The organism is Nocardioides sp. AX2bis (genome assembly GCF_902506435.1).
Classification (GTDB): Bacteria; Actinomycetota; Actinomycetes; order Propionibacteriales; family Nocardioidaceae; genus Nocardioides.
In genome coordinates, this window is the sequence record NZ_LR733215.1 from 418,183 (window position 1) to 432,629 (window position 14,447).

General features: G+C 76.3%; 16 protein-coding genes. 9 read left to right on the plus strand and 7 right to left on the minus strand.

Features of this window, described 5'->3' with window-relative positions:
• Positions 1–72: 72 nt before the first annotated feature.
• Genes GV155_RS02090 through GV155_RS02110 form a run of 5 tightly spaced genes read right to left on the minus strand, consistent with a single transcriptional unit; the run spans position 73 to position 5,141 of the window.
• Positions 73–1,593 (minus strand): phytoene desaturase family protein, encoded by a 1,521-nt coding sequence (locus GV155_RS02090; RefSeq protein WP_160004792.1) that lies wholly within the window; start codon positions 1,591–1,593, stop codon positions 73–75.
• On the minus strand, positions 1,590–2,744 hold the full coding sequence (locus GV155_RS02095) for a glycosyltransferase (RefSeq protein ID WP_201300023.1): 1,155 nt from the start codon (positions 2,742–2,744) through the stop codon (positions 1,590–1,592). The genes GV155_RS02090 and GV155_RS02095 overlap by 4 nt, the downstream gene beginning before the upstream one ends.
• A 26-nt stretch (positions 2,745–2,770) precedes the next feature.
• Positions 2,771–3,604, minus strand: coding sequence for a carotenoid biosynthesis protein (locus tag GV155_RS02100; RefSeq protein ID WP_201300024.1), 834 nt, complete (start codon positions 3,602–3,604; stop codon positions 2,771–2,773).
• The gene (locus GV155_RS02105; RefSeq protein ID WP_160004794.1) at positions 3,601–4,278 is read right to left on the minus strand and encodes a monooxygenase; all 678 of its coding nucleotides are present in this window, start codon (positions 4,276–4,278) and stop codon (positions 3,601–3,603) included. Before GV155_RS02105 ends, GV155_RS02100 begins: the two co-directional genes overlap by 4 nt.
• Positions 4,275–5,141 carry a YhjD/YihY/BrkB family envelope integrity protein gene (locus tag GV155_RS02110; protein WP_201300025.1) on the minus strand — a complete coding sequence of 289 codons (867 nt, stop codon included), beginning with the start codon at positions 5,139–5,141 and terminating at the stop codon, positions 4,275–4,277. Before GV155_RS02110 ends, GV155_RS02105 begins: the two co-directional genes overlap by 4 nt.
• A 48-nt stretch (positions 5,142–5,189) precedes the next feature.
• Here GV155_RS02110 and GV155_RS02115 point away from each other — a divergent pair, with 48 nt between their 5' ends.
• Together GV155_RS02115 and GV155_RS02120 are read left to right on the plus strand one after the other, a co-directional pair.
• Positions 5,190–5,546 carry a lycopene cyclase domain-containing protein gene (locus GV155_RS02115; RefSeq protein WP_160004798.1) on the plus strand — a complete coding sequence of 119 codons (357 nt, stop codon included), beginning with the start codon at positions 5,190–5,192 and terminating at the stop codon, positions 5,544–5,546.
• The gene (locus GV155_RS02120) at positions 5,543–5,938 is read left to right on the plus strand and encodes a lycopene cyclase domain-containing protein (protein WP_160004800.1); all 396 of its coding nucleotides are present in this window, start codon (positions 5,543–5,545) and stop codon (positions 5,936–5,938) included. The genes GV155_RS02115 and GV155_RS02120 overlap by 4 nt, the downstream gene beginning before the upstream one ends.
• On the opposite strand, the gene GV155_RS02125 is transcribed toward GV155_RS02120, so the two are convergent.
• Positions 5,907–6,998: a polyprenyl synthetase family protein gene (locus GV155_RS02125; RefSeq protein WP_236553864.1), complete on the minus strand. Its 1,092-nt coding sequence runs from the start codon at positions 6,996–6,998 to the stop codon at positions 5,907–5,909. The two genes, GV155_RS02120 and GV155_RS02125, sit on opposite strands and share 32 nt — an antisense overlap.
• Positions 6,999–7,072: 74 nt before the next feature.
• On the opposite strand from GV155_RS02125, the gene GV155_RS02130 reads away from it, so the two are divergent.
• From GV155_RS02130 to GV155_RS02155, 7 genes are all read left to right on the plus strand, one after another.
• Entirely contained in the window at positions 7,073–7,936 is an 864-nt protein-coding gene (locus GV155_RS02130; RefSeq protein WP_160004802.1) for an endonuclease/exonuclease/phosphatase family protein, read from the plus strand.
• 376 nt (positions 7,937–8,312) lie between these two features.
• On the plus strand, positions 8,313–9,491 hold the full coding sequence (locus tag GV155_RS02135) for a zinc-dependent alcohol dehydrogenase (protein ID WP_160004804.1): 1,179 nt from the start codon (positions 8,313–8,315) through the stop codon (positions 9,489–9,491).
• A gap of 284 nt (positions 9,492–9,775) precedes the next feature.
• On the plus strand, positions 9,776–9,979 hold the full coding sequence (locus GV155_RS02140) for a cold-shock protein (protein ID WP_160004806.1): 204 nt from the start codon (positions 9,776–9,778) through the stop codon (positions 9,977–9,979).
• A 234-nt stretch (positions 9,980–10,213) separates the two neighbouring features.
• On the plus strand, positions 10,214–10,381 hold the full coding sequence (locus GV155_RS20380) for a hypothetical protein (RefSeq protein ID WP_201300026.1): 168 nt from the start codon (positions 10,214–10,216) through the stop codon (positions 10,379–10,381).
• A gap of 54 nt (positions 10,382–10,435) precedes the next feature.
• On the plus strand, positions 10,436–10,732 hold the full coding sequence (locus GV155_RS02145) for a metal-sensitive transcriptional regulator (protein WP_160004808.1): 297 nt from the start codon (positions 10,436–10,438) through the stop codon (positions 10,730–10,732).
• A gap of 44 nt (positions 10,733–10,776) precedes the next feature.
• Positions 10,777–10,983, plus strand: coding sequence for a heavy-metal-associated domain-containing protein (locus tag GV155_RS02150; RefSeq protein ID WP_160004810.1), 207 nt, complete (start codon positions 10,777–10,779; stop codon positions 10,981–10,983).
• Positions 10,980–13,244, plus strand: coding sequence for a heavy metal translocating P-type ATPase (locus tag GV155_RS02155; RefSeq protein ID WP_160004811.1), 2,265 nt, complete (start codon positions 10,980–10,982; stop codon positions 13,242–13,244). The genes GV155_RS02150 and GV155_RS02155 overlap by 4 nt, the downstream gene beginning before the upstream one ends.
• A 62-nt stretch (positions 13,245–13,306) precedes the next feature.
• On the opposite strand, the gene GV155_RS02160 is transcribed toward GV155_RS02155, so the two are convergent.
• On the minus strand, positions 13,307–14,425 hold the full coding sequence (locus GV155_RS02160; protein WP_160004813.1) for a hypothetical protein: 1,119 nt from the start codon (positions 14,423–14,425) through the stop codon (positions 13,307–13,309).
• Positions 14,426–14,447 lie beyond the last annotated feature (22 nt).

The window sequence follows — 14,447 nt, forward strand, 5'->3', positions numbered from 1 at the left end:
CTCGCGGCGCCTCGAGATGACGGTTGCGGCGCTACCCCGCGCCGCAACCGTCATCTCGACTGTCCGCAAGCGTCATCTCGGCTGTCCGGAAGCGTCATCTCGGCGGACGAGGTCGGCGACGATGCGGGCCGAGAGCATCACCAGGGGCAGGCCGCCGCCGGGGTGGGCGGACCCGCCGACCAGGTAGAGCCCGGGCACGGGGGAGCGGTTCGCGGGGCGCAGGAACGCCGCGCGGGCGCCGTTCGACGACGTGCCGTAGATCGAACCGCCCGGGGTCGAGGTACGCCGCTCCAGGTCGGCCGGGGTGAGCACGGTGCGGTGGCGCACCCGGTCGCGGACGTCGAGCCCGCGCTCGGCCATCAGGTCGAGGAGCCGGTCGGCGTACGCCTCCGCGAGCCCGGGCGCGTCCCAGTCCACGCCCGCGCCCCGACTCCCGTCGGGGTCGTGCCGCGGCGCGTTGACCAGCACGAACCACGCCCCGGTCTCCGGCCCGGGCACCACCGCGGGGTCGTCGGGAGCGGAGACGTAGACCGTCGGCCGCTCCACCGGCCGCGCCGGGCCGCGGCGCCCGAACACGGCGTCGAACTCCTCGTCGTAGTCCTCCGCGAACAGCACCTGGTGGTGCGGCTGGTCGGCCGGCGGGTCGTCGAGGGCGAGCAGCAGCACGAAGCCGGCCAGCGACGGCGTGGCCCGCGCGATCGACCGCCGGGCCCGGGCCGCGCGCCGTCCCGGCAGGAGGTGGCCGTACACCTCGGCGGCGTCGGCGTTGGCCACCACCACGTCGGCGTCCAGCGTGGTGCCGTCGGCCAGGCGTACGCCCGCGGCGCGACCGTCCGCCACCAGCACCTCGACCACGCGCGCGCCCGTGCGCACCTCGCCGCCGAGCTCCTCCACCCGCGCCCGCAGGACCTCCGCGATCCGGCCCAGGCCGCCGGGGACGTACCAGGAGCCCCACGCCTGCTCGGCCCACGGCACGGTGGCCAGGGCCGCGGGCGCGGCCCGCGGGTCGGAGCCGGTGTAGGTGGCGTACCGGTCGAGCAGCAACCGCAGCCGCGGGTCCTCCAGGTAGCGCGCGCCCAGCCCGCGCAGCGACCGCCACGGCGCCACCGTCGCCACGTCGCCCAGCCGCCGGGAGAGCCGCAGCATCCCGCGGGCGCTGATCGGCGACTCCAGGAAGGGGCCGCGGGTGACGTCCCAGACCGCCCGGGCGCGTCCGAGGAACGCGGTCCACTGGGCGCCGCGGCCGGGACCGAGGGCGGCGTCGAGCGCGGCCGGGACGTCGGCCAGGTCGCCGGGCAGGTCGAGCACGGTGCCGTCGGGGAAGGTGTAGCGGCAGGCCACCGCCAGCCGCCGCAGCTCGAGCACGTCGGCCAGCGGGGCGCCGGTCGCCGCGAACAGCTCCTCGAGCACCCACGGCATCGTCACCAGGGACGGTCCGGTGTCGAAGACGAACCCGTCGACGACCTCCGTCCCGAGCTTGCCGCCGACCGCGTCGGCCTGCTCCAGCACGACGACCTCGTGGCCGTCCGCGGCCAGCCGCGCGGCCGCCGCCAGGCCGCCCACGCCGGCGCCGACCACCACCACCCGGCTCACGGACCCACCACCGCCGTCGACGCGACCGTCGACACCGCGCGGCCCTTCCACCGCAGCGTCCCCCGCCGGTGCCCGCGCAGCGAGTCCAGCACCAGCAGCCCGAGCGCGCCGACCGACACGGGGTGCGCCAGGGAGTCCCCGACCCGCCCGCCGGTGCGGCGCGCGACGAGGGCCCGGGAGGCGACGCCGGCGGCGTACCCGACCATCCCGGTGCGGGACCCGCCGAGGGCGGCCACCGCCGGCACGACGTGCGCCAGCCCGAGCAGCCCGACCACGCCGACGGCGCCGGCGGGGGAGCCGAAGGCTGCCCACAGCGACTTGGCGTAGCCCGCGCGCAGCTCCCGGCCGCCGTCGTACATCCGGCAGGTCGCCACGCCGCTGCCCTCCGCGACCCCGCCGCGCCCGCCGACGGCCTTGAGCGCGCGGAGCAGGGCGAGGTCCTCGAGCACCTCGCCGCGGACGGCGGCGTGCCCGCCCAGCCGGCGGTACGCGCCGGCGTCGACGGCCAGGAGCTGTCCGTTCGCGGCGCCGAGCGAGGGCCGCGCCGAGGTCTCGGCGAGCCCCAGCGGCAGGGTGCTCATCCAGGACCACTGCAGCAGCGGCTGCACGAGCCGCTCGGCCGTCCCCTCCGTCAGCTGCCGCGGGTAGGGGCAGACCAGGTCGAGGCCGGCGTCGCGGAGCAGGGCCACCGTGGCGGTGAGGGCGTACGGGGCCAGCCGCACGTCGGCGTCGACGAACACCAGCACCCCGACCTCCCCGACCTCCCCGGCCTCCCCGGCGTGCCGGGCCAGCTGGTGGCACGCCCACGGCTTGCCGAGCCACCCGGTCGGCAGCGGCGACCCGGCGACCACCTCGACCCGGGCGTCGCGCGCGGCGAGGTCGGCGAGCAGCCGGCCGGTGCCGTCGGTCGACGCGTCGTCGAGCACGACCAGCCGCGCCGGTCCGGGGTAGCGGTCCAGCGCGGTGAGCAGCGCCGCCACGCACCCGGTGACGTGCTCCTCCTCGTCGCGCACCGGCAGCAGCACGCAGACCGGCTCCGGCGCCGGGTCCGCGGTGCGGTCGGGCGTCCGCACGCGGCGCAGGTTGTCGACGGTCAGCGCCAGCGACGCGACGGCGAGCGCGGTGCCGACCCGCACCGTCACCCCCCGCACCGCCGCCCCTGCCGTACGCCCGGGCCTCACCGGCGCCGCTCGCGCACCAGCGCGACGACCAGCGGCCACGCCACCAGGCCCATCAGCACGGCCCCGACCAGCGCGACCGGCGGGCGCCCGAAGAACACCGCGTGGGCCAGCACGGAGGAGAAGTACGTCCACAGGTAGATCGTGAGCGGCACCGCGTCGGGCGCCGCGCCACGCGCGTCGTGGCCGCGGCCGGTGCCGCGCGGCACGAGCCGGTCCAGCAGCGCGACCACGACCAGCGAGACCACCAGCCACCCGGCGAAGTTGGTCAGCGGGATGCCCTCCACGCCGGGCAGCGCCGGCGTCGGGTCCTCCCACGCCCAGTGGCCCGCGTCGACCATCTGCGGGTCGAGGAAGACGTCCCAGGCGGTCAGGGCGCAGGCCCCGACCACCGCAGTCGCCACCCGGCCGCGGGCCCCGACCAGTCGGCGGGCCACGGCCAGCGCCGGCCACGCCATCATCACCCAGGCCAGCGGCACCAGCACGGGGACGTCGGCGACCTCGGCGCCGAGCGTCCCGGTGTAGTCGTAGTCGCCGAACGGCAAGCCCGTGCGCACCCCGACCGCCTCCGCGACCAGCCCGACCCCGCCGGCCCCGGCGAGCACGGACGCGGCGACCGCCGGCCCGAAGCGCACCGCCGCGTCGGCGACCGCGGCCGCCGAGAACAGCACCACGCTGGCCACGGTGAGGCCGAGCGTGCCGCCGCCGGTGAGCGGGAAGGCGATCTGGACCAGGACGCCGGCCGCGGCCAGCACCCACGGCACCGCCCGCGGCGGCTGGGGCGGCAGCGGTCGGGTCGCGATCGTGTGGGGGGCCCGGCTCGACGCGCTCACGGGGTCTGCCCCCCGAGCGTGCCGCGCACGTCGAGCACGGCGAGGCGGGTGAACAGCTCCTCGGCGTACCAGCGCTCGGGCTGGGTCCGGGCGATCGCGTCGCGGTGCGCGGCGTCGCGGTAGGCGTAGGCCACCACGTCGGCCGAGGAGCGCCACAGCGAGAACGTGCCCTGCAGGCCGACGGGGGCCTCGCCCACGCCGAGCGCGAGCCGCAGTCCGTCGGCCGCGTGCAGGCCGGTGACCACCGGGGGCACCGCCCGCCAGAAGGACAGCGCCCGGGTCGGTCGGAGCCGGGCGCGGGTGATCGCGGCGACCGGTCCGTCCCAGCCGGGACGCGGCACGGCCTCGAAGGGCTGCCGGCCCGACCACAGCCCCCGGGCGGTCAGCGGCGACATCCGCACCCGCAGCTCCTCGGTCGACCCGGTCCGCCAGGCGCGGGCGACGCGGCCGGCGTCGCCGGCGTCCGCCGCCGCCTCGTCGTCCCACACGGTCAGCAGCGCCCACCGGTGCGGGTCGGCGTCGCGCGGGGTGAAGGTGCGCGCCGAACCGGTGCCGAGCAGCTTGGCGAAGCGCAGGCCGGGCGTGCCCCGCAGCGCGCGGCGGCCGGTGGCCATCCGGCCCAGCGCGGGCAGCACCCGCGGCGTGCCCCAGACGTGCAGGTCGACGACGCTCACGCCCGGCCACCGCCGTCGGTCCGGGGGCTGCGCGCGACGCGCTCCTCGAGCGCCCGGGTGGCCAGCCAACCGAGCAGCAGGAACGTGTGCAGCACGAAGAGCCACAGCCCGACGGCCACGACGCCCCCGGCGACGCCGAGCCCGCCGTACGGGACCCCGACGTCGACCGGGAGCGAGAGGAAGAGCTGGAAGCCGTGCAGGAAGCCGGCCAGGAACGCGCCGGTGGCCATCCCGCCGAGGACCGCGACCCAGGTGCGCGGCGGGTCGGGCAGGATCACCCGGAACGACCAGGCGAGCAGCACGGCCAGGACGAGCCACAGCAGGGTGAAGCCGACCACGACGCGCAGCACCAAGTCGCCGGCGCCGCCGCCGCCGCCCTCGGGCGCCAGCGGGACGAGCAGGTCGCCGACCAGCAGCAGCGGCCACGCGAGGGCGGGCAGCACGAGCGCCGGCGCCAGCGCGAGCACGCGCGCCCGCCACGCCGGGAACCGCGGCGGGTCCGGGTCCGGCACGAGCGCGGTGGCGGCGCGGCGCAGCCCCTCGCCGTAGAACGACGCCGGGAACAGCACCACCACCGCGCCGAGGAGGCCGAGGTGCGTGCCGGCGGCGACCAGGGCGTCGTACGCCGGCCGCCCGCCCATGTCCGGCGGGACCAGGACCCGCAGCCGCGCCCACCGCTCCTCGGCTCCGTCCGCGCCGGTGCCCCACGAGGTCGTCCACAGCACGAGCAGCAGCCAGGCCACGACCGCGATCCCGGCGTAGTAGGTCAGCGTGGCCGAGGCGCCGGCCAGGTCCCGGCCGGACAGCCCACGCCCGGTGCCCGCGACCAGGGCGCGGCCCTCGGCGACGGCGGTGCGCGTCACACCCACGCGGGTCCCCGGACGTTGCGCGGGTGGGGGAGGCTGGGCGTCATGCGGGAGCTCACGTACGTCGCGATGCTGGTGTTCGTGCTGGTGGCGACGCTGCCGCTCGAGCTGCTGCTCGGGATCCGGGTGTACGCCCGGGCCCGCCGGCTCGCGCTGGTGCTCCTCTGCGCCGGCCTGCCTTTCGCGCTCTGGGACGTGGCGGCCACCCGCGCCGGGCACTGGCGGTTCGACACCACGCAGACCCTCGGCGTCGTGCTGCCGGGGGGCCTGCCGCTGGAGGAGTGGATGTTCTTCGTGGTCGTGCCGCTGGCCTCGGTCATGACGCTCGAGGCCGTGCGCGCGGTGCGCGGCTGGACGGTCGGCGACGAGCCGGCGCAGGACGGGCAGGGGGAGGGCCGGTGACGTACACCGCTGCCGCCCTGCTCGGCGTCGCCGTCACGGTCGTGCTCGACCTGGTGGTGCTGCGGACCCGGCTGCTGACCCGCAAGGCCTTCTGGGCGTCGTACGCGATCGTCGTCGTCTTCCAGCTGCTCACCAACGAGTGGCTGACCTCGCGCGGGGTGGTGCTGTACGACGAGGCCGCGATCTGGGGCCCGCGGATCGGGCACGCGCCGGTCGAGGACCTCCTCTTCGGCTTCGGGCTGGTCGTGCAGTCGATGGTGTGGTGGGTCTGGTGGGGTCGGCGCGGCGTGCAGCCCGTGCCGGGACCGGGGCCCTCGCCGGCGCTGCGCAGGCTCGCCGGGAGGCTCGGTGGCGGGCGGGTCACGCGGCCCGCCACGCGCAGGCCGAGCTGAGGTCGTCGAGCGCCGAGCGCGAGCCGTCGTCCAGCGGCAGGGTGGACAGGTCGGCCGCCGCGGCGGTGACCAGCTCGGTGATCCGGGCCTCGACCCGGGCCAGCGCCCCGCTGTCGACGAGGACCTCGCGGACCTCGGCGAGGCCGTCGACGTCGACCTCCGGGTCGCCGAGGTGGCGGCCCAGGGCGGCGCGCTGGCCGGGGGTGGCGGCCTCCTCGGCCCAGGCCACCAGGAGCGTCCGCTTGCCCTCGCGCACGTCGTCGACGACCGGCTTCCCGGTCACCGCGGGGTCGCCGAACACGCCCAGCACGTCGTCGCGCAGCTGGAACGCCTCGCCGACGGCCAGGCCGAAGGAGGCCAGGGCGTCGAGCACCTCGGGGCAGGCACCGGCCAGGGTGGCGCCGAGGGCCAGCGGGTGCTCGACGGTGTACTTCGCGCTCTTGTAGCGCAGCACCCGCACCGAGGTGGCCGCCGAGCTGACGGCGCGGGAGTGGGAGAGGACGTCGAGGTACTGCCCGGCGAGCACCTGGTCGCGCATCCGCGACCACACCGCGCGGGCGGCCGGGCCCTCGTCACCGGCGCGGGCGACCGCCTCGGCCGCGAGGTCGTCGGACCAGGTCAGGCACAGGTCGCCGACGAGCACCGCGACCGCGCTGCCGTACGCCTCGGGGTCGCCGCCGAGGCCCGCCGCGGCGTGGCGGTCGGCGAAGGTGCGGTGCACCGTCGGCAGGCCGCGGCGGTCGTCGCTGCGGTCCATCAGGTCGTCGTGGACCAGGGCCGCGAGGTGGAAGAGCTCGAGCGCCGCGGCGGCCTCGACGGCGCCGTCGACGAGGTCCCCGCCGGTGGCCGCGCGGGCGCCCCACAAGCAGAAGGCGGCGCGCAGCCGCTTGCCCCCGCTGACCGCGCCGTCCAGGACGTCGACCAGCGGGCCCAGCTCGGGACCGACCTCGGCCAGCACCCGAGCCCTCCCGGCGACGTGGGAGCACAGCAGCGCGTCGACGGCCGCCATGGCGGCGGGGTCGAGGTCGCGCGGCCGGACGGCCGCACCGGGACGGGGCACCCCTGAACGCTACGCAGCCGCACGAGGCCCACCCCCACCCTCGCAGGTATGTCTGCGGCCCCTAGCGTCGCGGGATGGACGGTCCGGCACCCCGGTCACTGCGGGTCGGGACCGCCAACGCGGCCTCCGGCCGCGGCGCCGGGGGACGTCCGGACCTCGAGGCGTGGGCGGCCGACGCCGCCCGGCTCGACGTCGACGTGCTCGGCGTGCAGGAGGTCGACCACCTGCTGCCCCGCAGCGGCGGGATCGACCAGACCTCGGTCGTGGCGGCGGCCTGCGCCGGTGACGGGCCGCCGTGGACGTCCCGCTTCGCCGCCGCCGTGCTCGGCACGCCCGGCCCCGCGCGGGCCTTCCGCCCCGCGACGGGCGCCGCGCACGAGGTCGGCGAGCCGGCGTACGGGGTGGCCCTGCTCTCCCGGCACCCGGTCACCGCCTGGTCCGCGCTGCGGATGCGGCCCTCCCGCGCGGCGCTGCCCCTGCCCGACCCGGCCGGCGGCCTGCAGTGGGCGCCCGACGAGCAGCGCGTCGCCCTGGCCGGGGTCGTCGCGGCGCCCGGCGGCCCGGTGACCGTGGTCGTCACCCACCTCTCCTTCGCGCCGCACCGCGCTGCCGGGCAGCTGCGTGAGCTGCGCCGCTGGGCCGCCGACCTCCCGCGGCCGCTGGTCCTGCTCGGCGACCTCAACCTGCCGGGCGGGGTGCCGGCGGCGCTGACCGGGTGGACGCCCCTGGCCCGCGCCGCGACCTTCCCCGCCGCCGCGCCGCGCGTCCAGCTCGACCACGTCCTGCTCGACGCGGGCGCGAGCGGCGGGACCGGCGCGACCGGCGTACCGGGGGAGGGCGACGGCCAGCCGGGGCGCACGCACGTCCTCGGCGGCAGCGACCACCGCGCCCTGACCGCCTCCCTCCGCCGAGATGACGCTCGCGGACAGCCGAGATGACGCTCGCGGCGCGTCGAGATGACGGTTCCGGCGCCGTCCTCCGGACGCACGACGCCCCCGGGTCCGAGGAGGACGCGGGGGCGTAGGTCGGGCCGGTCCGGTGATCCATCACCCGGGCCTGACGGCCGGCGTGGACCGGCACTTGAGCGACCGCGCAGATGATCGTTCATCGGCGGGCTGGTGATGACAGTACGTCTGGTCAGAGGGGTGGGGCAGGGTCTTCCGACCCTCAGCCAGACGGTCCCGGGTCCCGTACGGTGCCGCCCCGTCCCCTCGCCGGGTGTATCGGTGGCCCCGGGGCCCGCGCCTAGCGTCGACGGTCCGGCTGCGCGGGACCGCGCGGCCGGGACGAGCACCACGCGGAGGAGAGACGACGATGAGAGCAGTGACCTGGCAGGGAGTGCGCGACGTACGGGTGGAGGACGTGCCCGACCCGAGGATCGAGCTGCCCACGGACGCGATCGTCAAGATCACCTCGACCGGGGTGTGCGGCTCCGACCTGCACCTCTACGAGACGCTGGCGCCGTTCATGGGCCAGGGCAACGTCCTGGGCCACGAGCCGATGGGCGTCGTCGAGGAGCTCGGCTCCGAGCCCGGCGACCTGCGGGTCGGCGACCGGGTCGTGCTGCCGTTCCAGATCTCGTGCGGCAGCTGCTGGATGTGCGACCGCGGGCTGCAGACGCAGTGCGAGACCACCCAGGTGCGCGAGCAGGGCACGGGCGCGGCGCTCTACGGCTTCTCCAAGCTGTACGGCGAGGTGGCCGGCGGCCAGGCCGAGTACCTGCGCGCCCCGCTGGCCTCGGCGAACGCGATGGTCGTGCCCGAGGGCCCGCCGGACGCGCGCTTCCTCTACCTCTCCGACGTGCTGCCCACCGCGTGGCAGGCCGTCGAGTACGCCGGTGTCCCCGACGGCGGGACCCTGGTCGTGATGGGGGCCGGCCCGATCGGCGACATGGCCACCCGGATCGCGCTGCACCGCGGCCACCGTGTGATCACCGTCGACCTCGTGCCCGAGCGGCTGGCCCGGGTCCGCGCCCGCGGCGCGGAGACGATCGACCTGCGCGAGGTCGACGACCTCGGCGAAGCCGTGCGCGAGATGACCGCCGGTCGCGGCGGCGACTCCGTGATCGACGCCGTCGGCATGGAGGCCCACGGCTCGCCCGCGGCCAAGGCCGTCCAGCGCCTGGTCGGCTTCCTGCCCGAGGCCGTGTCCGCGCCGATCATGAAGACCGCCGGGGTGGACCGGCTCGCGGCGCTGCACGCCTCGTTCGACGTCGTACGCCGGGGCGGGACCGTCTCGGTGATCGGCGTCTACGGCGGCGCCGCCGACCCGATGCCGATGGTGCAGATGTTCGACAAGCAGGTCCAGCTGCGGATGGGGCAGGCCAACGTGCGCCACTGGGCGCCCGACATCCTGCCGCTGCTCACCGACGACGACCCGCTGGGCGTGGACGACTTCGCCACGCACGTCGTCCCGCTCGAGGACGCGGCCCACGGCTACGAGATCTTCCAGAAGAAGCAGGACGGCGCCTGCAAGGTCGTCCTCCGCCCCTGACCTGCGACGACCCGGCCAGCGGGGCACCGCCGGGGGCCTCCCGCGGGGTGGTTCCGGGGCCTGATCCACAACAAGTTGTCCCGGGACGTGGCATCGGGCGTCAAGGTTGGTAGTGTCGCCCGTGCATGAGGTGCAAAGTTCCAGCTGGTCTGACGCCTGCGGAGTTTGTGATCCAACGGCGTTTCTGCTTCGTGGTCCTCCACGGGTCGGAGCGACGTGTCACCCGCATCTGATGCGGGCCGCCGAAGTGGCGGCTCTCGCCCCGACTAAGGAGTATCGAGCATATGGCTCAGGGCACCGTGAAGTGGTTCAACGCCGAGAAGGGTTTCGGCTTCATTGCGCAGGAGGACGGCGGCGACGACGTCTTCGTGCACTACTCGGCGATTCAGACCCAGGGCTACAAGTCCCTGGACGAGAACCAGCGCGTCGAGTTCGACGTCACCCAGGGCCCCAAGGGCCCGCAGGCGGAGAACGTCCGCCCCGTCTGACGACGACTCGACCCCAGGTCGACACGAGGCCCCACCCTTCGGGTGGGGCCTCGTGCCATTTCACCCGCCCGCCGGACCGGTGACGACGGATCCAGTGGTCCGGACCGGGACCAACCTCCTGGATCGGGGTGCCGGTCTGCTCCAGGCGCCGTGTTGTGCAGGCAGGGGCGATGTTTGGCCGTACGGTGGTGAGGAAGGTTTCAACTACCGCGGCCGTGCGAGGGGGGGTCAGACGTGTACGACCAGTTCGACGTGACGCTCGAGGACGTCGACCTCCTTGGTGAGGTCGAACTCACGACCAACCTGATCATCGCGGCCAGCGAGTCCGAGGAGCACCTCTCGACCGCCGAGATCGACGCCATCCTGGGTGTCGAGCCGGAGGACGACGACCCCGACGCCTGACCGGCGGTCCCTCGTGGACGTCCGCCCCATACCCCCTCGGGGTACAGTGGAGGCATGGACGAGCACCAGCACGGCTATCTCCACGACAAGGACGCCTTCCTCAAGCGGCTCCGCCGCATCGAGGGGCAGGCCCGCGGCCTGCAGCGCATGGTCGAGGAGGAGAAGTACTGCATCGACGTGCTGACCCAGGTCGCGGCGATGACCAGCGCGCTCGAGGCGTTCTCCCTCGGCCTGCTCTCCGAGCACCTCCACCACTGCGTCGTCGACGCCGCCCGCGCCGGTGACGACGACGCGGCGCGCGCGAAGGTCGACGAGGCCGTCGCCGCCATCACCCGGCTCGTGAAGTCCTGACCCGCCCGGCCCCCACCAGCCGTACGACCCCCGAGGAGCACCAGATGACCCGCACCAGCGAGTGGACCGTCGCCGGTATGACCTGCGAGCACTGCGTCGCCTCGGTCACCGAGGAGATCTCCGAGATCGCGACCGTCACCGACGTCGCCGTCACCCTCGACGGCGGCCGCGTCGTCGTCACCAGCGAGGCCCCGCTCGAGCGGTCGCAGGTCGAGCAGGCCGTGACCGAGGCCGGGTACGTCCTGGGATGACGACGACCGACCCCGCCCTCGACCCCGAGGTCGAGCTGGCCATCACCGGGATGACCTGCGCCTCGTGCGCGCACCGGATCGAGCGCAAGCTGACGAAGCTCGACGGGGTCGAGGCGACGGTCAACTACGCGACCGAGAAGGCCACCGTGCGCCACCGCGCCGACGTCAGCCCGCAGCTGCTGCTCGACACCGTGGCCGCCGCGGGCTACGCGGCGACGCTGCCGCCGCCGCCCGGTGAGCCGGACGGTACGGACGCCGCCGCCGATGCCGAGCTGGTCCTGCTCCGGCGCCGGCTGACCGTGGCCTCCGTGCTCGCGCTGCCGGTCGTGGTGATGGCGATGGTGCCGCCCGCCCAGCTCCCCGGCTGGCAGTGGCTCTCGCTGGTCCTCGCGGCGCCGGTCGTCACCTGGGCCGCCTGGCCCTTCCACCGCGCCGCGGCCGTCAACGCCCGCCACGGCGCCGCCACGATGGACACCCTGGTCTCCGTCGGCGTGCTCGCCGCGACCCTCTGGTCGCTGGTCGCCCTGACCGTCGGCTCCGCCGGGGAGATCGGGATGACCCACGGCTTCTCGGTGACCGCCGCCGGCTCGGACGGGCTGGGCAACGTCTACCTGGAGGTCGCCACCGCCGTCACCGCGTTCCTGCTCGCCGGGCGCTACGTCGAGAAGCGCGCCAAGCGCCGGGCCGGGGCCGCCCTGCGCGCCCTGCTCGACCTCGGCGCGAAGGACGTCGCCGTCCTCGACGAGCACGACGTCGAGCAGCGGGTCCCCACCGACAGGCTCGTGCCCGGCACCCGCTTCGTGGTGCGCCCCGGCGAGAAGGTCGCCACCGACGGGGAGGTCGTCGAGGGCCGGTCCGCGGTCGACGCCTCCCTGGTCACCGGCGAGCCGGTGCCGCTCGAGGTGGTCCCCGGCGACGCCGTGGTCGGCGGCACGATCAGCACCAGCGGCCGGCTGGTCGTCCGCGCCACCCGGGTCGGCGCCGACACCCAGCTGGCGCAGATGGCCCGGCTCGTCGAGCAGGCGCAGTCCGGCAAGGCCGACGCGCAGCGCCTGGCGGACCGCGTCGCCGGCGTCTTCGTGCCCGCCGTGCTGGTGCTGGCCGTGCTCACCCTGGCCGGGTGGCTGCTCCTCGGCGGGAGCGCCACCGAGGCCGCGACCGCGGCCGTCGCGGTGCTGATCATCGCCTGCCCCTGCGCGCTGGGGCTGGCCACGCCGACCGCGCTGCTCGTCGGCACCGGCCGCGGCGCCCAGCTCGGCATCCTGATCCGCGGCCCCGAGGTCCTCGAGAGCACCCGCCGGGTCGACACCGTCGTCCTCGACAAGACCGGCACCGTCACCACCGGCGTGATGAGCCTGGTCGACGTCGTCGCCGCGCCGGGGGAGCGGGTCGAGGACGTACGCCGGCTCGCCGCGGCCGTCGAGGCCGCCTCCGAGCACCCGGTCGCCCGGGCGATCGCCTCCCCGCTCCCGGTGGTCGGGGAGCGTGCGCCGCTCCCGCCGGTCACCGCCTTCACCAACCTCGAGGGACTCGGCGTCGAGGGCACGGTCGAGGGCCGGGCCGTCGTCGTCGGCCGGCCCCGGCTGCTCGTCGAGCGCGGGGCGGACCTCCCCGACGCGCTGGTGACCGCGGTCGAGGAGGCGGAGGCGGCCGGGCGTACGGCCGTCGTCGTCGCCTGGGACGGCACCGCCCGCGGCGTGCTCGTGGTGGCCGACACCGTCAAGGACGGTGCCGCCGAGGCGGTGGCCTCCCTGCGCGACCTCGGCCTGCGCCCGATGCTGCTGACCGGCGACAACACCCGCGCCGCGCACGCCGTGGCCGCCGAGGTCGGGATCGAGCCCGGCCCCGACGGCGCAGGGGTCGTCGCCGAGGTGCTGCCGGCCGAGAAGCTCGCCGCGGTGCGCCGCCTGCAGGAGCAGGGCCGGGTCGTGGCGATGGTCGGCGACGGCGTCAACGACGCCGCCGCGCTGGCGCAGGCCGACCTCGGGATCGCCCTCGGCACCGGCACCGACGTCGCCATCGAGGCCGCCGACCTCACGCTGGTGCGCGGCGACCTGCGCCTGGCGGCCGACGCCGTACGCCTCTCGCGTCGCACCCTGGCCACCATCCGGGGCAACCTGTTCTGGGCCTTCGCCTACAACGTCGCCGCCCTGCCGGTGGCCGCCGCCGGGCTGCTCAACCCGATGATCGCGGGCCTGGCGATGGCGCTGTCCTCGGTGTTCGTGGTCACCAACAGCCTGCGGCTGCGCCGCTTCCGCTGACCGGCCGCACGGCCCGCACGGCCCGCACGGCCCGTACGGCCCGCCCGCCCCGCCGACCCCGCTCAGCAGGTCGCGAACAGGACCGGCCCGGACGACAGGTCGGAGAGGACGCGCGCGTCCTCGGTCGGCTCGAGCTCCATCGTCACGACCCGCCCCTCGGCCACGGTGGAGCCGAGACTGAACCGGTCGGCGAAGTCGCCGCCCTGCCCGGGGGCCGGCCCGGAGGCCAGCGTCGCGCGGGTGTCGGCGTTCTCGCGGGCCTGGTCGTCGCTCTCGAACGCCAGCGCCGCGGTCGCCCCGCCACCGGGCTGCACCGCCAGGCCGAAGCCGGCCAGCGGATCGACCGGTCCGGCGGCGGCGAGCAGCGTGCGGGCCTGCTCCTGGGCCGCCTGGTCGGCGGAGGCCATCGCCAGCGACGAGCAGGCGACCGCGCTGTCGAAGACCGCGGCGGACAGCGGTGGGCCGGCGTCGGCCAGCGTGCCGACCACGTCGGCCACGCCCTGCCCGGGGTCGGGCGGCTCGGTGTCGACGGCCCGCTGCAGGTAGGCCGAGGCGTCGCTGGAGCGGACGACGAGCTCCTCGGCGTCGACCGCCACGAAGGACAGCTCGGGGGAGAGCTGACCGAGCCCGGCGAGCACGTCCGGGCCGCCGCGCCACACGCCGGTCTCGTCCTCGGGCGGCGTGAAGCCGGCCTGGCGCAGCCGGTCCTCGACCAGCGTGGCCGCGGACTCGTCGGCCAGCCCCATCGTGACCAGCGCGCCCTGCTCGCCCTGGCTGAACAGCTCCCACGACAGGGTCGCGGGGGAGAAGCCGAGCGCGGCCTGCGAGGTCACCGCGGACTCGCCCAGCGCCGTGGTGGTCGACAGGTCGGCGTCGAAGGCGGCGTCGAGCAGCTCCTCGACGTCACCGGTCGACGGGTTGGTCGGGGGGTCGAGGTCGAGCTCCTCGCGCACCCCGGCCCAGTCGGTCCACGAGAAGCGCACGGCGTCCGCCGGGGCCATCGCGACCGCCGCCTCGAGCTCGGAGCCGGGCCCGACCCCGGGCAGGCCCGAGAGCCCGGGCACGTCGGCGAGCCGGGGGAGCGTCCCGCGTACCGAGCCCACCACGACGGCGACCGCCGTGAGCGCCACGAGCACGCCGAGGACCAGCAGCAGCCGCGCGCGGCCGAGCTCGTCCCCCACGTTCGCCTCCTGGTCACCCGGA

Coding starts and splice junctions, on each gene's coding strand:
- GV155_RS02150 (WP_160004810.1), top strand. CDS start 10,777: ATGACCCGCACCAGCGAGTGGACCGTCGCCGGTATGACCTGCGAGCAC.
- GV155_RS02135 (WP_160004804.1), top strand. CDS start 8,313: ATGAGAGCAGTGACCTGGCAGGGAGTGCGCGACGTACGGGTGGAGGAC.
- GV155_RS02140 (WP_160004806.1), top strand. CDS start 9,776: ATGGCTCAGGGCACCGTGAAGTGGTTCAACGCCGAGAAGGGTTTCGGC.
- GV155_RS02115 (WP_160004798.1), top strand. CDS start 5,190: ATGCGGGAGCTCACGTACGTCGCGATGCTGGTGTTCGTGCTGGTGGCG.
- GV155_RS02130 (WP_160004802.1), top strand. CDS start 7,073: ATGGACGGTCCGGCACCCCGGTCACTGCGGGTCGGGACCGCCAACGCG.
- GV155_RS02145 (WP_160004808.1), top strand. CDS start 10,436: ATGGACGAGCACCAGCACGGCTATCTCCACGACAAGGACGCCTTCCTC.
- GV155_RS02155 (WP_160004811.1), top strand. CDS start 10,980: ATGACGACGACCGACCCCGCCCTCGACCCCGAGGTCGAGCTGGCCATC.